This is a genomic window from Marinomonas epiphytica (assembly GCF_054780655.1).
The window spans coordinates 50,007-73,532 of record NZ_BAAGVX010000026.1; the positions used below are offsets into that span (position 1 = coordinate 50,007).

At 43.1% G+C, this 23,526-nt stretch carries 19 protein-coding genes; 10 read left to right on the plus strand and 9 right to left on the minus strand.

The genetic code is table 11. The annotated features are described in order from the left end of the window. Positions 1–40: 40 nt before the first annotated feature. Positions 41–349, plus strand: a complete 309-nt coding sequence (locus tag ACYVGZ_RS05395) for an NIPSNAP family protein (RefSeq protein WP_460752279.1) — start codon at positions 41–43, stop codon at positions 347–349. On the opposite strand, the gene ACYVGZ_RS05400 is transcribed toward ACYVGZ_RS05395, so the two are convergent. Continuing rightward, positions 346–2,790, minus strand: coding sequence for a bifunctional acetate--CoA ligase family protein/GNAT family N-acetyltransferase (locus tag ACYVGZ_RS05400; protein ID WP_460752282.1), 2,445 nt, complete (start codon positions 2,788–2,790; stop codon positions 346–348). The two genes, ACYVGZ_RS05395 and ACYVGZ_RS05400, sit on opposite strands and share 4 nt — an antisense overlap. A gap of 154 nt (positions 2,791–2,944) precedes the next feature. Here ACYVGZ_RS05400 and ACYVGZ_RS05405 point away from each other — a divergent pair, with 154 nt between their 5' ends. Further along, complete coding sequence (locus tag ACYVGZ_RS05405; RefSeq protein ID WP_460752284.1) at positions 2,945–3,889, plus strand: histone deacetylase family protein; 945 nt, start codon at positions 2,945–2,947, stop codon at positions 3,887–3,889. A gap of 7 nt (positions 3,890–3,896) precedes the next feature. Here the strand turns inward: ACYVGZ_RS05405 and ACYVGZ_RS05410 are convergent, their stop codons facing one another. Then, positions 3,897–4,637, minus strand: coding sequence for an FCD domain-containing protein (locus ACYVGZ_RS05410; RefSeq protein ID WP_460752287.1), 741 nt, complete (start codon positions 4,635–4,637; stop codon positions 3,897–3,899). 201 nt (positions 4,638–4,838) lie between these two features. On the opposite strand from ACYVGZ_RS05410, the gene ACYVGZ_RS05415 reads away from it, so the two are divergent. From ACYVGZ_RS05415 to ACYVGZ_RS05425, 3 genes are read left to right on the plus strand one after another with little or no spacing between them, the layout of a single operon-like run. Next, positions 4,839–5,825, plus strand: coding sequence for a sialic acid TRAP transporter substrate-binding protein SiaP (locus ACYVGZ_RS05415; protein ID WP_460752290.1), 987 nt, complete (start codon positions 4,839–4,841; stop codon positions 5,823–5,825). 30 nt (positions 5,826–5,855) lie between these two features. Next, complete coding sequence (locus ACYVGZ_RS05420; protein WP_460752293.1) at positions 5,856–6,416, plus strand: TRAP transporter small permease; 561 nt, start codon at positions 5,856–5,858, stop codon at positions 6,414–6,416. Between the two features lie 9 nt (positions 6,417–6,425). Continuing rightward, complete coding sequence (locus tag ACYVGZ_RS05425; protein WP_460752296.1) at positions 6,426–7,703, plus strand: TRAP transporter large permease; 1,278 nt, start codon at positions 6,426–6,428, stop codon at positions 7,701–7,703. A 96-nt stretch (positions 7,704–7,799) separates the two neighbouring features. Here the strand turns inward: ACYVGZ_RS05425 and ACYVGZ_RS05430 are convergent, their stop codons facing one another. The 4 genes from ACYVGZ_RS05430 to ACYVGZ_RS05445 form a co-directional block, all read right to left on the minus strand. Then, entirely contained in the window at positions 7,800–7,976 is a 177-nt protein-coding gene (locus tag ACYVGZ_RS05430; protein WP_460752299.1) for a DUF1289 domain-containing protein, read from the minus strand. A 4-nt stretch (positions 7,977–7,980) separates the two neighbouring features. Next, the gene (locus ACYVGZ_RS05435; RefSeq protein ID WP_460752302.1) at positions 7,981–8,421 is read right to left on the minus strand and encodes a hypothetical protein; all 441 of its coding nucleotides are present in this window, start codon (positions 8,419–8,421) and stop codon (positions 7,981–7,983) included. Between the two features lie 77 nt (positions 8,422–8,498). Next, the gene (locus tag ACYVGZ_RS05440; RefSeq protein ID WP_460752305.1) at positions 8,499–9,854 is read right to left on the minus strand and encodes a CobW family GTP-binding protein; all 1,356 of its coding nucleotides are present in this window, start codon (positions 9,852–9,854) and stop codon (positions 8,499–8,501) included. 81 nt (positions 9,855–9,935) lie between these two features. Next, a complete protein-coding gene (locus ACYVGZ_RS05445; RefSeq protein WP_460752307.1) occupies positions 9,936–11,372 on the minus strand; it encodes an aminotransferase-like domain-containing protein in 1,437 nt (478 codons plus the stop codon). 124 nt (positions 11,373–11,496) lie between these two features. Here ACYVGZ_RS05445 and ACYVGZ_RS05450 point away from each other — a divergent pair, with 124 nt between their 5' ends. Both ACYVGZ_RS05450 and epmA read left to right on the plus strand, forming a co-directional pair. Continuing rightward, a complete protein-coding gene (locus tag ACYVGZ_RS05450; protein ID WP_460752310.1) occupies positions 11,497–12,381 on the plus strand; it encodes an EamA family transporter in 885 nt (294 codons plus the stop codon). Positions 12,382–12,459: 78 nt separating this feature from the next. Continuing rightward, positions 12,460–13,437, plus strand: a complete 978-nt coding sequence (gene epmA, locus ACYVGZ_RS05455; RefSeq protein ID WP_460752313.1) for an EF-P lysine aminoacylase EpmA — start codon at positions 12,460–12,462, stop codon at positions 13,435–13,437. Here the strand turns inward: epmA and ACYVGZ_RS05460 are convergent. Then, entirely contained in the window at positions 13,434–15,965 is a 2,532-nt protein-coding gene (locus ACYVGZ_RS05460) for a bifunctional diguanylate cyclase/phosphodiesterase (protein WP_460752316.1), read from the minus strand. The genes epmA and ACYVGZ_RS05460 overlap by 4 nt on opposite strands. 126 nt (positions 15,966–16,091) lie before the next feature. On the opposite strand from ACYVGZ_RS05460, the gene ACYVGZ_RS05465 reads away from it, so the two are divergent. From ACYVGZ_RS05465 to ACYVGZ_RS05475, 3 genes are all read left to right on the plus strand, one after another. Beyond that, entirely contained in the window at positions 16,092–18,380 is a 2,289-nt protein-coding gene (locus ACYVGZ_RS05465) for an ATP-binding protein (protein WP_460752318.1), read from the plus strand. Continuing rightward, positions 18,381–19,736 carry a sigma-54-dependent transcriptional regulator gene (locus ACYVGZ_RS05470; protein ID WP_460752321.1) on the plus strand — a complete coding sequence of 452 codons (1,356 nt, stop codon included), beginning with the start codon at positions 18,381–18,383 and terminating at the stop codon, positions 19,734–19,736. It begins immediately after the preceding gene. A gap of 186 nt (positions 19,737–19,922) precedes the next feature. Next, positions 19,923–20,729, plus strand: a complete 807-nt coding sequence (locus ACYVGZ_RS05475; RefSeq protein ID WP_460752324.1) for a GGDEF domain-containing protein — start codon at positions 19,923–19,925, stop codon at positions 20,727–20,729. Positions 20,730–20,856: 127 nt separating this feature from the next. Here ACYVGZ_RS05475 and uxuA read toward each other — a convergent pair whose 3' ends face one another. Then, positions 20,857–22,038 carry a mannonate dehydratase gene (gene uxuA, locus ACYVGZ_RS05480; RefSeq protein WP_460752326.1) on the minus strand — a complete coding sequence of 394 codons (1,182 nt, stop codon included), beginning with the start codon at positions 22,036–22,038 and terminating at the stop codon, positions 20,857–20,859. A 2-nt stretch (positions 22,039–22,040) separates the two neighbouring features. Further along, complete coding sequence (locus ACYVGZ_RS05485; protein WP_460752330.1) at positions 22,041–23,507, minus strand: mannitol dehydrogenase family protein; 1,467 nt, start codon at positions 23,505–23,507, stop codon at positions 22,041–22,043. Positions 23,508–23,526: the final 19 nt, after the last annotated feature.

Sequence of the window (23,526 nt, forward strand, 5' to 3'; positions counted from 1 at the left end):
CTTGATTGGTTACCAGGGTTTTTTATTGGGAGTAGTATATATGGCGATTGTAGAATTGAGAGAATATAAAGTGCTGCCAGGCAAGCTTGAAGCTTGGTTAACTTGGATGGCGGAAGAAATATTGCCTTATCAGGTTTCCAAAGGAATGCGAGTTCTCAATACTTACACCCACCAAGACGAAGATGGCCAAGACTGGTTTGTTTGGTTGCGCGAGTTCGACTCTGAGTCAGAGCGCCAGCGTCTATACGAGGAGACTTATAACGACTGGTGGGTGTCTGAAATTCGTCCAAAAGTGTTTCAGCACATTGACCAAAAAGCCATTCGAGTCAGGGTATTACAAGCTTGCTAGGTACATTCCTGAGCACGCTTTTTTACATCGGCTTGGATATCGCTGATAAAGTCAGGGGTCAGTGAAAGACTAACCACCACTTGTGTTAAGTCATCTAGGTCGCGGATGACAGAAAACCCAAGGCGGCGACAAAATTGCAACATGTGTTTGTTTTCGGCAAGTACTATGCCTTTCATGATCTTAAAGCCTTTGTCATAAGCCGACAGGAGTAATTGCTGCATTAGGTATGAGGCCAGCCCTTGGCCTTGTATCTGATCTGCTAACACAACGGCAAACTCGCAGCTTTGGTCGTCAAAGTTGTCGCTGTAGCGGGCTGTGCCTATGAGGGTTTCCTGGCCATTTATCTGGGCCACCGCCATGAATGCCATTTCACGGTCATAATCAATATGAGACATATTCGCTAGCATGCGTGGTGTTAATTCAGACAGGTTGGAAATAAAACGAAAGTAGCGTGTTTCTTTCGACATGCTGCGCACAAAATCGGCCATGATGGGGGCATCTTCAGGATGTACCGGGCGCACGTGAGTCATTAACCCAGAACGCAGTTGTAAATGACTTGACCATTGGCGAGGGTAGGGCTGAATGGCCAAATGACCATAACGTCTCAATTGTTGGCAATCTTTTAAAGTGGCTTGTAGTTCAGCCGACCAACTTCCACTTTCATGTAATCGTAGGCCCGATAACTGAAAGCTATGAAGCTCAGGTAACTCGCAAATCAATGTTGAAATATTGGTTAACAATTGAATAATTGGGCGGTGGTTACCCCTGACTCCAAGATTTGTTAGTAAGTCTTCACTTAATAGTGAGTTTAGAGGAGGTAAGCCGATGACTTCATCTTGCCATGCTTGTCCTACTGAAAGTGCAATCACTGGACCGAATACTTCATCATGATACAGGCGTATATGAAGTGGGTCTTGTAACAAGTTTGTAGATTGTCTTCTTAGGGACAGGCGAATGTTAAATACTTCAAAGACGTCTTTAATCAGTTCTTTTTCAGCCTCTAAAAAATGCTTTTGAATGGCTTTTTGGAGCCAGCTTCTGGCCTTATCAACCTCTAAAGTTTGATGGGCCGCATGGCTGTCAGGTGATTGTTTTGCCAGTCGCTGGTTGCGTTGGAACTGTTGTAAAAATTGATAGCCTTCAATTGCCGATTCAGGGGTTCGAAAAGTAGGGATCCCTGCTTCATTAATGCGGGTTCGAATTGCGATCATCTCACCACCGCCAAGCAAACAGACCATTAATAGTTTTCTTTGCCGCTTGTGTAATTCTATGATCTGCTCATAAAAAGAGGATAGATCGACAAGTGCTGTTGGACTGAGCATCAATAAAACGGCACTGCACTCAGGTTCTTTAAGGGCCGTTTCTGCTAAGCTGACAAACACATCACTTTCGCAACTGGCCCAGACTGTGGTAACCGGGCCAACTTGACCGCGATGGTCGATAATGTGATCAAGTTCTTGGTGGAGCTGTTTATTTGGTTCTAACAATGGGACATCCAGTTGAGTGGCTCTTTGTGCTGCTAGCTCACCGGGGCCAGCACCGTTACCCACAATCATGAGCGCGCCTTCTTGAATGCGTCTGGCATTGGTCATGACAGATGCCGCTGCGACCAGATCATTTAAACGACGGCCCCGTACAGCACCAGTACGCCGTAATGCAGCATCCAGTACTTTTTCATTTGCTCCGATACTGTGCTCAGCAACAACCGCCACCGGTTTTGTGCGACTCGTAGCGCGTAGGCTACTTAGAAAGCGAGTCGCGTTACCAACGTGTTGTAAATACATAAGGATGGCTTGGCTTTCAAAGTCCGTAGACAGATAGTCCAGTATTTGTGAGGGCTGAATATCGACAGGAGCCCCCATTGTCACGACTTGTGAAAACCCAATACCTTGCCAACTTGCCCAGTCCACTAAGGCACTTGCAATGGTGCCTGATTGAGACAACAGAGCAAGACGTCCAGGAATAGGGGGAGTAAGTCCTAGCCAAGCAAAAATGCCTTGTTTGGGGCGGCAAATGCCAAAGCTATTAGGCCCAAGTAGACGCACATTATGTTTTCGTAACAATGGTACAAGACGTTGTTCTGTCTCTTTTGTCCAGCTGAGCATAAGCAATGAATGAATACGGGCTTCGCCACAGGCGGCGATAATATTCTCCATAGACTCTTGATGAAAGCCTGCCAGGATGGCAACGTCAAAGGGCTGGGTAAGTTGGTCTAGAGAGCTAAAATGACGCACTCGATTCGGAATATCAGAAGAACTTTTCTCAGGACGTTTATCTTCAGGCCAAGTAGGCTCCACCCCCACCACATGTAAGGTCCGTTGAAGGTTGCCCTGTAGAAGGTTGCGAACCAAGGCCAACATTATCGGGTCTTTGGGGTTATCACCAGTGAGCACCACGATGGATTGTGGGGCCATTAGGGATTGCAAAGCGTGCTGACTCACAGACTCGTCCTCTAATCAATTCACCTAGATAGTAGACTATCGTAGGATAGCTTGTCTTTACTACTTTATGATAATAGTAACGCTTTGAAAGTATGTTCGAATCTGTGCTGCGTGAAGTTAGCTGCTAAAGCACGAAAATAATAAAGGAGAGAACATGGCAACGGCATACATCACCCATGATGCATGTGAAAAGCACCAGATGGGCGCTGAACATCCAGAGTCACCGGCTCGCATAGGCGCCATTCATGACCGATTAATTGCAGGTCAAATGTTGGATTTTTTGCATTGGCGTGAGGCTCAACCGGCCAGTATTGAACAGATTAAAAAGGCTCATGACAGTGACTATGTAGATGGTATATTAGCGCAAGCTCAGCTTTTACAGGGTGCTCAGGGTGAAGAGTCGATCTCTTTAGAACCTGAGACCATTCTTATGCAACACTCTTTAGATGCGGCTTTGTATGCAGCCGGAGCCGCTATCCAAGCTCTGGATATGGTGATGAAGCAAGAAGTAGATAATGCCTTTTGTTCTGTGCGCCCACCAGGTCATCATGCAGAGCAGCATCAAGCAATGGGTTTTTGCTTTTTTAATAATGTTGCAGTTGCGGCTCGCTATGCACAGCAAAACTATCAACTAAAGCGGATTGCTATTATCGATTTTGATGTCCATCACGGTAATGGCACGGAACATATTGTCAGCGGTGACTCAGGTATCTTCTATGGATCGAGTTATCAGCATCCTTTTTATCCCTATAGTGACCCAGGTAAGAGTCATGACAATATATTGCATATTCCATTAGAGGCGGGCACAGGTAGTAATGAGTTTAGGCAAGCAATCTCTACTCAATTGATCCCTGCTCTGCATCAGTATGAGCCCGAGCTATTGTTAATTTCAGCGGGTTTTGATGCCCATAAAGCCGACCCCATGGGGCAATTAAGATTGGAAGATCAAGACTTTACATGGATTACTCAGGAGCTCATGAAAGTGGCTGAGTGTTATAGCCAAGGTCGCATCGTCTCTATTTTAGAGGGTGGCTATGATCTTGATGCGCTAGGTCGTGCAGCGTGTTGTCACATTAGGGCTTTGCTTAAAATGGCATAATACAGGATTAACCTGAAAAAGGGCTATTTTTGAATGTACCCTTAACATGGCCCCAAGAAACTTTTAAGTGATCTTGTAGCGCTTGCTCTGCTTCATCTGGATCTCGTTCGACAATGGCGTTAAAAATACTTTCATGGGCATGATAGGCGATACGATCAAAATCGGCGCTTCGGACCATTCTCGACCAATGGCGACTTAACCATGTGATATAGGCTTTATGAAGCATGGCAAAAAGCGGGTTTTTAGGAATGTCGTACAAGACTTTATGAAACTTGATATCGGTTAAATAAAATTGCACTGTATTGCCAATCGCCGCTTTATTTTCTTCAAGCGCTTCTCTCAATGTTTGAATATCTTCTTTGCGAGCATATAAAGCAGCATGGCGAACGAGCGACGCTTCAATAAAAGCACGGCTTTTAAATAGCTGCTCATAGCCATCTTTCTCTTTTAAAAAATGCTGAATAAAACTCCCCATCATATCAAAGGCTGCGTCTTGAGGAATGTAGGTGATAATAGGTCTGTGTCTGGGTTTTACCTCTAAATAGCCGTCTCGAGCTAATACTGAAATCGCCTCGCGTACGGCATGACGCCCCACCTGAAAGCGGGCCATTAAGCTCCTTTCTGAAGGGAGTTTATCACCATGATTGAGTTTGCCATTCTTGATTAGGCTCTGTAGTTCATTAATCACAATATCCGTATTGCGGGCTTCTTGTATGCTGAAATCGGCAGTTAAAGGTTCAATAGGCATAATGGTATCCAGGGCTTGTTTTGACCAAAATGGTTATGAATGGTTATTTTGGTCGACCAAACTAAAAAATTCAATCGATTTAAATGGTTTTTTCTTTGTTGTAGTGATTGTTTGGTTTATTTTTTTTGGTGAGTCATATAGAAAACGGCCAACATAAAAATGGTCCATTGTTCAAAAAAATAACAAAAGGGATACGCTATTATGATCACCAACATCACGCGACGTTTATTCATAGGTGCTGCAGCCTTAACTGCTACCAGTTTATTAACTTCGTTACCTGCTTATGCAGATACCAAATTAAAATGGGCTCATGTCTATGAGACCTCTCACCCTTACCATCAAGCTGCTGAATGGGCAGCGGACGAAATTAGCAAGCAAACGGATGGACGTGTTTCTTTGACTGTTCACCCAAGTTCTTCTTTGGGTAAAGAGGTCGACATTAACGAAGGAATGAATATTGGCTCTGTAGACATTATTTACACAGGGGCGGCGTTCGGTGGTCAATACTATGGCCCTATTGCCATGTCTAACTACCCATACATGATCCGAGACTACGATCACTGGAAAAAGTATCGTGATAGTGACTTGTTTAAAGAAATGCAAGCAGGCTACTTAGACGCGACTGGGCATGAAGTGACAGCGCTAAGTTTTTATGGCCAGCGCCATGTCACATCAAACAAATCAATCGTAAAGCCTAGTGATATGAAAGATTTGAAAATTCGTGTGCCCAACGCTCCTTTGTTCATGATCTTCCCTCGTGCGACAGGGGCTAACCCAACGCCAATGGCCTTCTCTGAGGTGTATCTTGGTTTGCAGCAAGGTGTTGTAGATGCACAAGAAAATCCACTCTCAACCATTAAAGCGAAGAAATTTCATGAAGTGCAATCTCACATCAGCTTAACTGGGCACATTACCATTTCGTCTTTAACTATCGTCTCTTCATTAGTGAAATCTAAAGTCTCAGATGCTGACTATCAAGCAATTAAAGAGATTACTAAACAAGCTTCTTACCGCGCTTCTGATCAGATTAATCAGTCTGAGCAAGAGTTAGGTGAATGGTTTAAATCTCAGGGTATAGTGGTAGAGAAAGTAGACGGAGAAGCTTTTCAGGATATGGTTCTAAACTACATGGAAGACTTGGATACACCGTTCACGGCTGAGCAAGTTGAAAGGCTAAAGTCGCTTTAACTAAGCAGTATACGGATAGAGAGCTAAAGAATGTCGAAATCAGAGTTAGAGAAATCAACGCAGCCCCTTGCGGCTGATACACAATCACCTGAAGAAAATACTTTTCAATTTAGCTGGGTAGCGTTACCTGGGTTGATTGTTTTTTGGGTGTTAATGGCTGTGGTGTTTTTGCAGTTTTTCACACGCTATGTGTTGAATGACTCAATGGGCTGGACAGAAGAGGTGTCTCGTTTTCTGCTCATTCTAGTCGGCTTCTTAGGCTCTGTATTGTGTGTTCGCAAAGGGGCTCATATTTTCTTAGAGTTTTTTTATCGGTTTGTTTCCGTTGGTGCTGCCAAGTGGTTGGCAGTACTGGCCGAGGCCATCACCATAGGTTTTTATTCACTCATGGCATGGGTGGGGGCAGACCTTGCCATGAAAACTAAACAAAATATGGTGTCGATTCCGATTCCTAAAAGTTACATATATTGGTCTGTCTCACTGAGTTTTGCTGCCATGGCTATTTTTTCATTGATTTGGCTGGTTCATAAAATCCGAAGTTCTGGGAGCCAACTGGTTTCTGAAATTGAAGAACGCGCGATTTCAGATTAGGAGACGCTTGTGTCAATTTTATTATTGTTTGTTATGTTGTTCGGCCTGTTAGTTATAGGTGTACCCGTTGCTGTTTCCTTAGGCCTATCTTCTTTATTGTTTATTGTTTTCAACGGTATGCCAAGTTTGGTTGTACTGCATAATATGGTTAGCGGTATAAATAGCTTTCCATTGATCGCTATTCCATTTTTTATTTTGGCTGGTCATATTATGAATGTGGCTGGTGTTACCCATAAAATCTTTTATTTTGCTCGTACTGCCGTGGGTTGGATGCATGGTGGCTTAGGCCATGTAAACGTTGGTGCGAGTGTGATTTTTGCCGGTATGTCTGGGGCGGCGGTCGCGGATGCCGGTGGCCTTGGTAATATAGAAATAAAAGCCATGGAAGAAGCCGGTTACGATAAAGATTTTTCCGTCGGTATTACTGCTGCGTCATCAACGATTGGACCTATCATTCCTCCATCTTTGCCTTTGATTGTCTATGGCGTTATTGCGGATGCGTCGATTGGTAAACTGTTTGCTGCTGGGATTATTCCCGGCATATTAATGGCTGGCTCATTAATGATGATGGTGGCTTGGTATTCTCGTAAACGAGGTTATCCAAGAGACGCTTCTTTTCAGTTCCGTTTATTTTTACATGCTTTTAAAGGTGCTGTGGCCCCTTTAATGACCCCTATTATTATAGTGGGGGGTATTCTTACAGGGATTTTCACACCGACCGAAGCTGCAATTGCAGCGGTAGCCTACACCATGTTTTTAGGTTTCTTTGTGTATAAAACTCTGACTTGGAGGTCGATGTTGCGGGTGTCCAGCGAGACATTAGAAACAACCGCCACCATACTAATGATTATTGCGGCATCCTCGATTTTTGCATGGATATTGACGGCCAACCAAGTTGCTCAAGAGTTTGCTGTGTTGCTACAAGGAGTGACAGATAACCCACTGGCGCTATTGTTAATCATGAATTTGATTATTTTGTTGATTGGTTGCTTTATGGAAACCCTAGCCGCTATCACAATATTAGTCCCCGTATTGTTACCTATGGCGATTGGAATCGGTGTTGACCCAGTTCATTTCGGCATTATTTTGATACTCAATTTAATGCTAGGTGTACTGACACCTCCAGTAGGAATTGTGTTGTATGTGCTGGCGAAGGTGTCTGACGTGCCATTTGAACGCTGTGTAAAAGCAACAGCTCCTTTTATGATCCCTCTGGTGGCAGTGTTGTTATTACTGACCTATGTGCCACAGTTATCAATGTGGTTGCCAGCGGTTCTATATTATTAGAGGTGGATGAGTAGAGAATTTAGTCGTACAGAAAAGAGAGAAGTAGGGTTTTAGCCCAAAGATCTGTATATACAGCTCTTTGGGCTTTTTTTTATATCAATTTTTCATATGAGAAAGTCGCTTACGAAGCTCTTTTTCTACCTTACTTCGATCATAAGGTTTCATGTTTTTCCATTGTTGGCATTCTTGGCGAGTGCGGGCGCAGCCAATGCACCAACCTTTGGGGCCAGAAAATTCACATAGGTTGATACAAGGGCTCTTTTGCTTTTTCATGGGGCTATTGTAGCTCTTCTAAAACTTGTTCAATGCTGCCTTCGAGCTGACGTAAACGGTTTAGCTCTTCATAAATGCGCTGTTCAAGGTTTTTAAAATTCAAAGGCAGGCTTCGCTCGCAAACATGGTAGCCAGATCCTATGGTTTGGTAGCCTTTCCAAGAGTTAATGCGTTGACCTTCTAACGCGAGTAATTCGTCAATGAATTGATTTTGGTTCGGGCAGTCTTCCTCTGCGTGCAAACAAATAGGGAAGGCTTTTTGCTTTATCTGAGGTGCCTCAATAAAAGTTTCAAAGTGGACGCCACCTTGATTATGGTTATACCAGCTACTTTTGTAGAGTTGTAAGTAGGGGCCTCTATTGTAAATTTCCCAATCATCGTTAAACCAACTGGCGTTTCTCAACATTTTTTCCAGGTTACGGAATACGTTCTTAACATCTTTCATTATGGCGGCGATATCTTATGTTGGCTGGAGCCGAGTTCTCAAAAACACGACTCCATACGGGGGTTAACAATGGTGCCTTATTGCTCTGTGTATAAACAAGCATTGAGGGCATTGCGTAAATAGTTTTCATCGAGGTTTTTACCAATGAAAACCATTTTACTACAAGGTGGCTCATCTCCCCAAGGTTTACCTGGAATACCGCCAAACATCATGTGTACACCTTGAAAAAGAATGCGATGTTTTTCTCCATGCACTGCAAAAACGCCTTTCATTCGATAAATGTCTTCCCCTTTTTCCATGATGAACATTTCAATCCATGCGTTAATCCTAGAGACATCGAACGATCCAGGTAGCTCAATTGCTACGGACGTGACGGCGTCATGGTGATGGTGATCAGGGTTGAAATAGTGTTGGCCTAAGCAGGTTAGCGCTGTGCCACTAGCATCTAACAAGGACATATTAAACTCTTCGGGAGTGTGCTGAGAAAAAATAGCGATGGTTTTGCTTTGGTCGTTCTTTAAGTCAAATGAATAAGATGTTTGCCCTTCAAGCTGCAGGCGATAGCAAGAGCCGTATTCGGTGATCGCCTCACTATGAGACAGTGACTGACCCTGATTTGAAAAGGCAACATAAACGGACTCGGCAAGCTCTAGTAAGTTTCTTGGGGAGCTGTCATCAAGTTCGTGTACAAGTAGCTTCATATCTGGGTCTGGACCATTTTCTAGCTGCAAACGAAAGTCACCGGCTTTAAGCAACCATGTTCCGCCCCATTCAAATGGGTATTCTGGTTCCAAAAAGTTGGCTTTCATTTCCAATGCCCGCTGTAGATTAAAACCGCCAATGTCCAGCAACTCTGGTATAGGTGCATCAGCTAGGGTTGTTTGATATAACCCCGCCATCTGGTTGATTTTTTGTAATCGTGAAGATAGCTTTTGCAAATCACTTTGAGAAACTAGATCCGCTTTGTTCATAATAATGCGATCAGCGAAGGCCACCTGAGTCATAACCTCATCGGTCTCTTCATCAAGGTGTTGATCAACGTGTTTACTGTCTACAAGAGTAATAATGCCATCGAGTTCGAACTGGCGACCTACATCAGGGTCGACAAAAAAGGTTTGCGCGACAGGGCCAGGGTTTGCCATACCCGTTGTTTCCAGAATGACCCGATCAAATTTGTCTTTGCGTTCAGCGAGGTCGCATAAAATGCGCACAAGGTCTCCACGAATGGTGCAGCAAATACACCCATTATTCATTTCAAAGATTTCTTCATCCGCGTTAATGACTAAATCTTGATCGATACCAATTTCACCGAACTCATTTTCAATAACCGCGATTCTTAAGCCATGTTCTTCAGATAGGATTCGATTAAGTAGCGTGGTTTTACCACTGCCAAGGAACCCAGTTAATACGGTAACAGGTATTTTGTTCGCCATGTTTCTCTCCTAAAAAATATTATTGTTATGATATAACATTTCTAAATGAGAGAGTAGCTCTGTATGCATGCCTTACGTAGCTTAGACTTCGTTTTTGATGAGCGCTTTTACCATGTCGCATAGAGCAAGAAGTTGTTGTTGTACTTGGCTTGTATCCCCTTGAACTTGTAACGGCCAGCCGCAGTTAATACGAAAGCAATCATGATAAAAAGTGTGAGTGCTAAAGCATGCGCCACTACGGATCTCTATGTTTTTCACCAGAGCTTGTTTTTCTAACTGTGTGGAGTCTAAATGTGGCACTTGAATCCAAAGTACCATCCCACCTTGAGGTAAGCTAATTTTGCTATTGGCGGGCAGGTGTTGAAACATAAACTGGCGATATTCATGTACTTGTTGAGTGAGCTTGAGGCGCATTTTATTAACATGGCGGCGATACTCCCCGGTATTAATAAACTCGGCTAAGGCGCTTTGAATTAATGGGTTTACGCCAAATCCTGTGGCAAGTTGTTGATGCAAGTAAGCATTATAAAAGCGCCCTGGTAAGCACCAACCTAAACGCAATCCAGCAGCAAGGGTTTTCGACACAGACCCACACCAAACAACATAGCCTTGTGTGTCCCAATGCTTGGCGGGCAGGGTAGCTTGCTGATGGTGACTTAACTCGAAATAGATATCGTCTTCGATCATGGGCACTTTATACTTAGCGGATAAATGAGCAAGTGCCTGTTTTTGCTGAACAGGCAAGCTATTACCAATCGGATTAATGTTGGAAGTACTAAATAAAGAAGCGCTCACTGCTTTCTGTTGCAACACCGACTCGAAATAGTCTAAGTCTATGCCAGTCGGTTGTACTGGAATCTCAATAACGTTACGAGACATGCCAACTAACAAGTCTAATAGCCCGCTAAAACAAGGAGAGGCAATTGCTATCGTGTCCCCTTCTTTAGTCAGTGCTTGAATGGCAATGCGTACGGCGTCAATGCATCCATTTGTGATCACAAGTTCCTTGGCTAAAAAAGCGAATCTGTCTTTTTGAAAATGCTGAGCTAGGGCATGTCTTAATGAGTTTTCCCCTTCCGGTTCTGGGTAACTAAATAGTTGTTTGCCAGCACGACGAGTCGCTCTTTTAATGGCTCTTTGGAGTTCTTCAGTAGGTTGCAGTTGTGGTGCAATCATGGATGTACCTAAAGGGGTAAACAAGCCTGAACTAGGGTTGTAGCCTTTTTCTGGCGCGAATTCTTTAGGGTCTCGTTGTTCTATTCGGTGTAGTGCAATATGAGTATTTGGCGTTGGGCTAGTGTGAGTGGACGCATCAGAAGAGACAAAGTAGCCCGACTGTGGTTGAGCGTAGATCCAGCCTGTTTGCTGTAAATAATCATAGGTTTTGGTCGCTGTCGTCAGGCTCACCTGGTGCTGTTTTGCCAGTGTTCGCAAAGCCGGTAAGCGAGTGCCGACCGCCAGCTTATGGGACTTTATGTCGTCGATAAACTGGTGGGCAAGGCTTTCATAAAGTGTCATTTGTTTTTTCCTGCTTTGCTGCATTTGTTAAATTGTACTCTATTTTTTACCAAAAATTGAATCTGCACTCTTAATGGTTTTTCCTCAATACTATTGTCATATCAAACGATTGGGAGCAGGGCTTATGAAAACACGGGACTTAGTATTATTAGTTGCCTTAATGGCATTATGGGGGCTGAACTTTAGTGTTATTAAGCTAGGAGTGAATCAAGTTCACCCTTTGGTGTTGACGGCATTGAGATTTAGCTTTGCGGTGTTTCCATTTATTTTCTTTGTGAAAAAGCCGGATGTGCCGTGGCGCTACTTGATCCTTTATGGGCTGTCGTTCGGCGTAGGAGTATGGGGCATGACAACCTTATCAATAGGTGCTGGATTGTCGGCTGGTATGGCGTCTTTATTACTGGATATGAGTGTTGTGAGCGGGCTGTTGGTTGGCTGGCTATGCCTTAATGAGAAAATTACAGGCATTAAATTATTTGGCGCTGGGTTGGCCTTACTCGGTTTGGCTTTGATTATGTACGCTGACGGTGGTACGGTGACAACCAAAGGCTTGGCGCTAGTGTTAATTGCCTCGGTATGTTGGAGCTTTAACGGCTTAATTGTGAAACGTGCTAATACCAAAGCAATATTTGCGTTTAATGTATGGGGAATGTTGTTTGCGCCTATCCCTTTATTGGTGTTGGCAGTTGCGACTCAGGGTCTTAGTGTGTTGACTGAATTGCCGCAAAATTTTAATCAATTTGCTTTATTTTCAGCGCTTTTCCAAGCCTATCCAACTACCCTTTTAGGATATTGGTTATGGAATAAAATGATCATGAAATATGGCCTTTCACCCGTAGCCCCAATGACTTTATTAGTGCCAGTGTTCGGCTTATTAGGTGGTCATTGGTTCTATCAAGAAGCAATTGGTCTAGTGGAAGTGGGCGCGGCCTTACTGATCTTACTCGGTTTAATGATTGGGCAAATGAACGTGTCGTTTTTTCGTGCCTTGATGCATCGAACACAGTGATCTTGCCATAAGAGGAGCAATTTAAGCTCCTCTTATGGCTTAGCTCTGGTATGATGGCGCTTTTTCTGAGTAACCTTTATGTACCAAGCTGATCAATGGCAACCAACTGCCGAGCTAGGCAGTTTGAAATTACGCGCTCAAGTGTTCAAAACAATACGAGACTTCTTTGAGCGTCATGATGTGTTAGAAGTCGATACCCAATGCTTGTCTTTAGCTAGCATCAGCGATCCTCATATTGAAGTTCTGACTAGTCAGGTATGCCATCAAGGTCAGGAAATAACCTACTATTTGCAAACCTCACCAGAGTTCGCAATGAAACGCCTTCTTTGTGCAGGTAGCGGGTCCATTTATCAGCTTGGGAAGGTGTTTAGGGCGGAAGAAATTGGCCGCCGACACAGTATCGAATTTACCATGTTAGAGTGGTATCGAGTGGGCTTTGATCATTGGCAATTAATGACAGAGATAGAACACCTTTTACAAGCCATTTGTGACACTCCAACCTTAGTTTGTCAGCGTATCAGTTATCAGCAAGCCTTTATGCAAACGGTGGGTTTGGACCCTTTTCTTAGTTCCTTAAAAGAATTGCAAGAATGTGCTCATCAACATACTGAATACGGCCTTGATGAAACTGACCGCGACACCTTGCTTGAGTTAATTTTTGCCAGTGTGGTTGAGCAAAAAATTGGTCAGCTGCAACCTTGTTTTGTACACAGTTACCCTGCTTCACAAGCGGCTTTAGCGAAAACGAGTTTGGATGAAAATGGTCAACATATAGCGGCTCGGTTTGAATTGTATTGGCAGGGTATGGAACTGGCTAATGGCTATTTTGAATTAACAGACCCTGAAGAGCAGCAGGCTCGCTTTTTACAAGATCAACAGGCCCGTGCAGCAATGGGGCGAGAATCTCGACCACAAGACGAAAGGTTGGTCAGCGCGCTCAAAAGTGGTATGCCTGAATGCGCTGGTGTTGCTTTAGGGGTGGATCGTTTACTTATGCTGTTAAGTAAACACACGCACATAGAAAAAGTATTACCTTTTGCCCATCAAAGAGCTTAATTCGATTGAGTGCTGAGGCTTTGACGCCAGTCTTGAGCTGAAATAGGCTCAGACAAATAATAACCCTGTAGATAATCCACTTTCATATCCACAAGAATGTCCATTACGGCTTTGTTGTGGACAAATTCCGCTTGGGTTTTGATGCCAAGAGAGTGAGCTAGGTTATTAATATTGTGTACAAGTTTGTGGAGCTTTTCGTCTTGATCAATGGTCTTAATAATACTGCCATCTAACTTCAGGATATCAGGCTGTAAGGCAATAAGTTTTTCTAAGTTGGAATAGCCGGCACCAAAATCATCGATGGCCAACAGGGCTCCAGCGTCACGAAACTCTTGTAAAATGGGGCTGATCCATTCGTAATCTTGGATGGACTCTGTTTCGGTAATCTCTAAGGTCAATCTATCTTTTACTTGATTGTATCGAAAGAATTTTCTTAAGACCCGCATAGTGGCATAGTGTTTAAAATCAAGAACCGATAAGTTGATGGCGATGCGAGCATTTGGGTAGCTCTGTAAAATTTGCTCACAGTGGGCCAAGATTGCTTGGGTGATTTTAGGGTAAAGCTGAGTTTGTTTAATTAGGTCTAAAAAGTGGAATGGCGTTATTACTTTATCATCAATACAGACCCGCATTAGTGCTTCTGCCCCAATTTCTTTTCCTGTTTGGCTGTCATAACAGGGCTGAAAATAGGGCACTACCTGTTTAAGTTCGAGGGCTTGGCGTACGGTTTTGATCCAGCCTAGGTTTTGATCTAGGTTATCTTTCGGAGGTAGGTCGCCATTCCAATAAATAGAGTGATTATTTATTTGTCCGTAACGTCTGGCTTCGCTGGCCTTTATTAATAAGTGCTTATGTTTGCAGATTGACTCCCCTTTCTGGCCAAAAGTGGAAGCAATCCCCACAGATAAACTCACAACCAGTAAGTCTTCAACACGATTCGAGGCTTGAAACTCTTGGCTTTCTATATCTTCACAGATATCTCGAAATAAGCGCACAACTTTTCGCGGAGCAATATTTGAATTGATGGATATAGCCACTTCATTGGCTGATAAACGGTAGCAGGTAAACTCAATACCAATGGAGTTTGTAGTTAAAAAGCCATCTAAATAATTAGCCATTTGAACGAGTAGGTTATCTGCAGCGCTGTAGCCATATTGCTCATTAATTAGGCGAAAGTTTCGAATACGAATGACGGCTAAATGAGCTACTTTGTCTGGGCCGTGTAGTTGTCTGAGTAAAGAAAAACGATTTAACAAACCTGTTTGTAAGTCGTGTAGCCAATCGCTTTTTGCTTTGTTTTCATAACCCAATGGAAGCTGGTCTGCTTCCTGGTCCATATCTCGAAAAGAGTTGTTCAATAGATTAAACAAAGGTGTTAACGATAGGCTTTCACTAGGGAGCTGTAATGTCTTAGGGAGTCGGTTGTTACTAGAGCACTGCTCAGCCAAGGCAACATAAGTAAGAGCGTATTGTAAAACCTGAGTGCCGTATTCGTTTGTAAAAAATTCTCCAAAGCAATAGGGACCACTAATAGGGCTGACCTGGTTTAATAGTGCTAACTTGTCTTGCGGGTTTTCTAACTCAAACTGTTCTCGACCTAAACAGTTAAACACCAAAATACTCTCGGGTGATGTGTCATTTAATTGTTTAATATGTGGGATGACTTTATGTAAAGATTGAGCTGGATGGAAATAGATAAACTTAACATAGCTTCCTTGCCTTAACTGATCGCTCATTTGAATACTCTGATCAGAGTAACACTCTAAAGGTATCGCATTAATCTCTATGCCATTTTCGAAAGACTTAAGAGCGAAGCGTTTAATTACCTCTGATGAAATGTCTCCTCCATTGGCTAGGTACTTCTTGTATATCTGAAGAGCGGGCAAATTATCTATTGTATTAAGACGGTTCCCTTCACTGGAAGTGACTAACATGCGACGCCCAATGGTAACGCTGTCGACAAACGCATCTCGTAATTGGGGCTTATCATTATTACCAATGGCAACACAGACGCTATATTCTTGGTGAACCTTATCCTGATAGAGGACCCAACTATTTTTGTGATCTGAATACCCCGCACGCCCACCTGCGATAGATAGATTGTACTCTTGAGTAACATCGAAGAAGTCGTCACAAATGGTGTGTTCAGTTTCCAGTAGAACGATCATTGCAGAATCTGCAATTCTAAGGCGATCATTGGCAACAAATGGAGTAAGGAGTTGCTGGCCACTTTGTTTTGCTTGTGCTGCTAAGTAAGGTGCGCCATGATGTTGTATTAGTGACTGCTGGAAATAAGAAAATATAACAGTGACGCCAGTACGACATATTTTTCCGTTACATAGGTGTCGTTCACTGGCCATTCCTATGCGGCAGGCATTAGCAAAACTATTGGATAATTCATCTGCCCATACCTGCGCTTCAGCTATGGGTATGTGGCCATAAATTTGGATGAGTGACGGCGTGTCTAGACCAGAGGTTTGCTGGCGAAAGTCGTCAATATTCGAACAATAGAAGCTGGTAGAATGCATTGTTAACCTATTGTCTAGAAAGATAAATAATTGTGGTTCAGCATTTACTCTAGCTAACATGCCTGAAACAATTATCTAATGCAAGGGGCTGATTTATAACAAGTATACACCACTGGGATACTAACCTTGATAGAAACGACAAATACGAAATCGGTCAAAGTACTAGCTAACCAGAATAAGCTACGCTTAATGGTTGTGTACACTTTAATTGTACTTGTAGCATTGCTTTCTTTATGGAAAGGAGGAGAAGCTCTACGTCGAGAACAGATTGAAGACTTAAAAATAGATTCACAAGAGCAATTGGATCAGTTGGCTAACGTACTAGAAAGCGCGATCGCAAAGTATCAACATATGCCAACTTTGTTAGCTTCCAATGATCGGGTTCGTAAGGCTCTAAGAGACGGACTAGAATCGGATATACAGCAATTAAACCGTGAACTAGAACAAATTAATCGAATCACAGAAGCTTCAGATAGCTACATTATTGATCGTGACGGTTTAACCATAGCGTCTTCTAACTACCGTCAAAAAATGAGCTTTGTCGGACAAAATTTTGCATTTCGCCCTTATTTTCAGCAAGCAATTAAGGGCCGCCCTGGGCGCTATTATGCCTTGGGGACCATGTCTAACCGCCGGGGCTATTACTTTTCTTATCCAGTCTACGAAGGTGACAGCATTAATGGTGTCGCTGTAGTGAAAGTAGATTTAATGCAGTTCGAAAAGCGTTTTACTAATCAGGGCTATGAATTCCTACTGCTAGACCCAGATGGCATTGTGTTTGGTAGTTCACGGCCAGAATGGTTATATCAGGTGCAAGGAGTGTTAACCAATGAAGAAATGCAACGTATTTTAGACAGCAAAAGGTACCGTGACCGTTCCATAGGAAAGCTTTCTGTAGTGTATCAAGCTGCTTTTGACCAAGAGTCCGATATTGTTGAGTTTCTAGAGGTTCAAGAAGACGAAAAAGGAGAACTTTTTCAACGAGATGCCTACTTACAAATGACGCGACCAATACAGTTGTTAGGTTTTAAAATCTCGATGCTTTCCCCCTTAGCAACCATTGATGAAGAAATTGCATTATGGCGAGCGATTTTTGCAGGTGGTGCTACCATAACCGGCTTGCTGTTTGCTATGGCGATTCTTAGAGGTCGAATGCTACGCGAACGGTTCGATGCCAATGAAATGGCGCGACATAATCAAGCTTACATTCGTGAAGTGATACAGAATACCCAAGCGGGTCTTGTTACCCTAGATCAGAATAAGAAGATTGAGTCTTTTAACCCCGCGGTAGAAAAATTATTAGGTTGCTCTCTAGCCCCCTTGGTCGGTCAGCCACTTGAGTCTTTATTTCGCCTGACGGGAGATAAAGAGCAAAGTGCCTATGGACACAACCCTGTACAGTCATTATCAAATACAGGCGCCGTGACGTTAGAAGGCGAGCTCGTATATGGAGAAGAGACTCAGGTTCCGGTAGAAATGACTTTGAGTGAACTAGAGTTACCCGATCTACGTCATTATCTAGTGACCTTTCATGATGTCACTGAACGAAAACTGTATGAACACGAGATAACTCAAGCAAGGAACGAGTTAGAGGCAAGAGTTTTGGCACGAACCTCTGAATTAGAAAAAACCAATGCTTTATTACGACAAGAAATTGACAAGCACATGGGAACTCAACGAGAGCTGATTCAGACCGCTAAGTTGGCAGTGCTAGGACAGCTCAGTGCAGGTTTAAATCACGAACTTAATCAACCACTTACAGCAATTCGTTCTTTTGCAGATAATGCCTTAAAGTTTTTAGAAAGAAAAAACTACGGGCAAACGAAAGCGAATCTGGAACATATCAGCCAGCTTGGGCACCATATGGGCGATATAATTGCACGCTTTAAGGTTTTTGCTCGTAAAGGAGATGTACAACAAGGTGCCATCTCTGTTCAGCAGGCCATTAGTGGGGCATTAAGAATCATTTCGCCCCGTTATAAGCAAGTTGGTATTGAACTAATTTTAGAGAAAAGCGATAGCTTTTTCGTGAAAGGTGATATGGTCTTTTTAGAGCAGGTACTCGTTAATTTGTTAGCCAACGCGGCGGATGCGATTGAAGAAGCAGGGCAAACAGCTAAGCAAGTGAGAGTAAAACAATATTTAGAAGGCAGCCAGGTCATTATAGTGGTGCAAGACTCTGGCCAAGGGTTAAGTCAAGAGGCCCTTGAGCACTTGTTTGAGCCTTTCTATACCTCAAAACTTTCGGGTGCAGGTCTTGGCCTTGGTTTGTCCATTAGTCAACGTATTATTGATGCTATGGAAGGCCATATTTATGCTCGGAACCTAGAGACTGGAGGTGCTGAGTTTTGTGTGTCTTTACCTTATTTTAAATCACCGTCTGAACGCCTTAGCGGTATCCAACTGGGAGAGTAAATGTCTGATTTGAATCCAGTCATTTTAATTGATGATGAGCCTTCCGTACGAATGGCTATTTCGCAAACCCTGCAATTAGAGGATTTTGATGTTACAGAATTGGCAAGTGGGAATGGTTTATTAGAAGCCATCTCATTAGATTGGCCCGGTATTATAGTCAGTGATATTAATTTACCTGGCAAAAGTGGCTTAGCATTATTTGAAGAAGTTAAAAAAGTGGACGCGCAAATACCATTTATTTTAATTACTGGGCATGGCGACATTGGCATGGCGGTTAATTCTATTCGTGAGGGTGCATACGACTTTATCGAAAAGCCCTTTTCTAACGAGGATTTTATTGAAGTCGTCAAAAGAGCAGGAGAGAAGCGTAAGCTGACTTTAGAAAACCGTAATCTAAGATTAGAGCTACAAGCACAAAATGCCCCCGGGCCTCGTATAGTCGGTAATAATGCCGGCATTCACAAATTACGGCAGGCTCTGTTGCATGTGGCGGATACGGGTGCAGATATTTTAATTCAGGGTGAAACTGGGACAGGTAAAGAATTAGTAGCCAGGTATATTCATGAGCATTCAAGTCGGCGCGACCACAGCTTTGTTGCAATAAACTGTGGTGCTGTTCCTGAGGCTATAATGGAGTCAGAACTTTTTGGCCATGAAAAAGGTGCTTTTACTGACGCGAAAGCACAACGGATCGGCAAAATTGAGCATGCAAACGGCGGCACTTTATTCTTAGATGAAATTGAGAGTATGCCTATGTCCATGCAAATTCGCTTGTTAAGGGTGTTAGAGGAGCGCAAGCTAGAGCGGCTTGGCTCAAACAATGCCATTGATTTGGATTTACGAATATTAGCGGCCACAAAGGTGGACCTTAAACGGCTAAGTGAAAGTGGCGTCTTTCGCGAAGACTTGTATTATCGATTAAATGTCGTCCGTGTAGATATTCCACCGTTACGTGAAAGAAAGGATGACATTTCATTGTTATGGCATCACTTTTGTCTTGTCGCTACCGCTCAGTATAAACGTGAGTCTGAGCCTTTGTCGTCATCTCGCATGTTGAGCTTATTAAGTTATGATTGGCCTGGTAATGTACGGGAACTGCGCAATCTAGCAGAGCGCTATGTACTTATGGGGGAAGCAGGTTCCTTTGAGTTTGACCAAATAATCACGAACGAAAATAACCCTGGCGTGATGACATTGCCTGAACAAGTAGAGCGTTTTGAGAAAACTCTGATTGAGCAAGAGTTGATGCGTAATAAAGGCTCTATAAAAGGCACGATGGATGCGCTTGGGTTACCCAGGAAAACACTGTATGACAAAATGCAGAAATATGATTTAGATAAGGATTTTTTCAAATAAACTTTTTTAAATCTGAGAATTTTGATTTAAAACAAAGAAAAGCTATTGTCTTACTTTCTTTAACATTTTAATGATTCTTATTAATATGATTTTTTGATAGTATCCCAAAAATAAGTTCAGTATTTTTTGTAAGCTACATTTCTATTAAGTTCGGCTGTTCCTTAGTTTAAGGTGAAATAAGATAAAATGGCTTCATACATTAGAACAAGACTAAGAGGGCTTGGACGAGTCCCATTTGTTATTTTGCTGACATTATCTGCCACTACCCTTGCTTGTACCTTAGACTTTTTACTTATTTACGGTTTCACTTGGTATCACCCCTTTAAAGAAGATTTATGGCTAATCATTTCTTTGGCTATTATCATTACTTTTATTGTAACCCCCGTATTGTCTTGGTATCTCGTTGGTTTATTTTTAAAGGTTGATCAACTGGAACTTAAAATGTCTTACATGGCAATGTCAGATGACTTAACAGGTACCTATAATCGCAGTTATTTTTACCAAGAGGGGGCAAAAATTTTATCGGAAGATAGTATTACAGATATTTCTGGTATATCGAGCTTTGCTCTTTTAGTCATAGACTTGGATTATTTTAAAAGTATTAATGACCAATATGGACACGAGTGCGGTGACAAAGTATTAGTCGAGTTTGGCCGTATTCTATTAGATAAAGTACAGCGTCCTAATATGGTAGGGCGTTTAGGCGGAGAAGAGTTTGCAGTCCTGATGCCTAATGCGAGACACATTGAAGCCGAAGAGCTCGCATCTGAGATCATTCACTCAGCGCGCGAGACGCAAATAACTTACAAAGACCAAAAGGTTACCTTCACTGTAAGTATCGGTATTTCGCTTGATGTAAAAAGTCCACATACTACTTTAGATAATGCGTTCCGCGAAGCGGACATGGCTATGTATGAAGCTAAAGAGAAAGGTCGTGATAACTTTGTGGTATATGGGGTAACAGGACACCCTAACGTACATCAGCTTTTTTAAACACCGCTCATTTATTTGCTCTGGTTTATTTTCTTATAAGTGTTGATCAGTTTAGCTGGCGGAGAACTGAGTGCTTGATAAATTATGCCAGCCGCCCTCGTTGATAAAGGGCGACCAGCGACTATATTTAGATCAAACTTTTGAGCCCAAGCTCAAGCCCGCGTACTTCCGCTAATCCTTTCATACGCCCTAGTTTTGAGTAACCAGGTTTGGCGTTAATGGCCAAGTCATTAAGGATTTGGTGGCCGTGGTCTGGTCGCATTGGAATCAATGGAGGTAACTCTTGCGCGCTACCTTGCCTTCTTTTTTCTTCAAGTAGCAGAGCTTTAACAACGCCTACCATATCCACATCACCTGTTAAATGTGAAGCTTCGTGGAAACTCCCGGGTGTTTCTTCACGCTGAGTTGACCTTAAGTGCGTAAAGTAGATTTTAGGGCCAAATGAATTCACCATATCCACTAAGTCATTATCGGCACGTACGCCGTAAGAGCCTGTGCATAGGGTAATACCACTCGCTTCGCTAGGAACCGCATCAAACAACCATTCAATATCGTCTTTTACCGAAACGACTCTTGGTAGACCAAGGATAGGGCGCGGTGGATCATCTGGGTGAATAGCCAGTCGTAAGCCACCTTGCTCTGCTGCCGGAGTGATTTCCTGCAAAAATAGTTGCAAATGCTTTCTTAGAAGCTCTTTATCAATGTGGTCGTATTCAGCTAATTGAGCGCGGAACTGATCGAGAGTATAGCTTTCTTCAGAACCTGGAAGGCCTGCAATAATATTGGCTACAAGGCGGTTTTTTTCTTCTTCCGTCGCATTATCTAAGAACTTTTGAGCTTGCGCTTTTTCATCATCGTTGTATTCATCTTGCGCGCCTGGTCTTGCCAGAATAAAGAGTTCAAAAGCGGCGAAAGCTGTCTGATCAAAGCGTAATGCTCGGGAGCCATCTGCTAGTTCGTAATCCAAATCAGTACGAGTCCAGTCTAAAACCGGCATGAAGTTATAGCAGACCGTTTTAATGCCGCAAGCGGATAAATTTAATAAGGTCTGCTTGTAATTGTCGATATAGGTTTGAAAATGCCCAGTGCGTTTTTTAATGTCTTCGTGAACTGGCACACTTTCTACAACCGACCAGGTTAAGTCATGGGATTCGATCAGCTCTTTGCGTGCTTGAATCGCCTCTACCGTCCATACTTCCCCATTAGGAATTTCATGCAGAGCCGTCACAACACCAGTCGCGCCTGTTTGTCTAATATCGGTTAGAGTGGTTTCATCTTTTGGGCCAAACCATCGCCAAGTATGTTCCATCGTTATCCTCCAATTTGGGTTGCAGAATAATTGGTTTGTGCCAAATATTCGTTCATTGTATTTTCTGTAATGGCAAGGTATGCCTCGATTACAGCCGTTTTTAGTTGCTCATTTGAGCGAATTTCTAAAGGGAATACTTTCTCGTTACTGAGCAGCAAGGGAATTAGATCTGATACAACAGTAGCTTGCTCAAAATAAGTGTTAAAGGTCTCGGCCAGAGGGTCATTAACCCTGTAATGACCCACTTGGTTTGCATCCTTGAGGTACACAAACCAAGCTGCAATGCCAAGAGCAATCATGGGTACGGTTTCGTCGTCCGACAGTTGCGTAATAGCCCCTGCTAACCAGCGCTGAGGCATTTTCTGAGAACCGTCCATGGCAATTTGTTCTAGACGATGCTGTAAACTGTCATTGGAAAAACGCTTAATTAGGGTGTCGATATAATTGCCAACATTAATGCCCGCAGGCAACGACAAAGTCGGGCTAGCTTCAAAATGCATGTAGTGACGCAACAGCTGAGCAATACTCGGTTCGACAATCGCCTGGGCTACAGTTTCATACTTATGGGCAAGACCCACATAGGCAAGCAATGAATGGCTGCCATTCAGTAAACGTAGTTTCATAGTTTCAAATGGGTGTACGTCTGCCACCATTTGTACACCATCTAGCTCCCAATCTGGGCGGCCTTGGGGGAAATTGTCTTCAACCACCCACTGACTAAAGCTTTCACACATAACAGCATTTGGGTCGTTACAGTTAAGGTCTTGTTTGATGCGCTGTAGCGATTTGTCTGTCATGGCTGGCACAATACGGTCAACCATGGAACTTGGGAAGGCCACGTTTGCTTGAATCCATTGGGCAAATTCAATTGAACGAAACGCAGCAAGCTCACAAACTGCTGAACGAGTCAGTTGGCCGTTATTTGGGATATTGTCACAAGACAACACAGCAAAAGGGGCTAAACCAAGCTCACGGCGACGATGTAATGCTTCAACTATGATTCCTGGAGCCGTATTGGGAGAGCTAGGGTGCTGGATGTCGTGTTGAATTTGCTCGTCGTCTGACAAAAGCTTCATATCAGAAGGGGATAAATAGTAGCCTTTTTCAGTCACCGTTAACGTAACGATTTTGACCTCTTCGCAAGTCAATTGAGAAAACAGTGCCGCCTTATCATGCTTAGCGAACAGAGCCTGTTTAATGGCGTTAATTTCACGTAAATGAGCGCTTTCTTTGCTTTCGTATTCGGCAATGAAGTAGCGGCCATTTTGCTCGTTAAGTTGATCTACTAAGGTGAAGTTAGAGCGTATGTTGACTGAGCATATGCCCCAGTCACCACCTTGGTGGCGATTTAAGTTTTTCTCTACATACATGGCTTGGTGAGCACGATGAAAAGCGCCCAAGCCAATGTGTACGATACCGACTTTCACATCGTCTTTATTATAATTGGAGCGAGTGGTCTGAATCTTCATGTCGAATCCTATGGTCGAG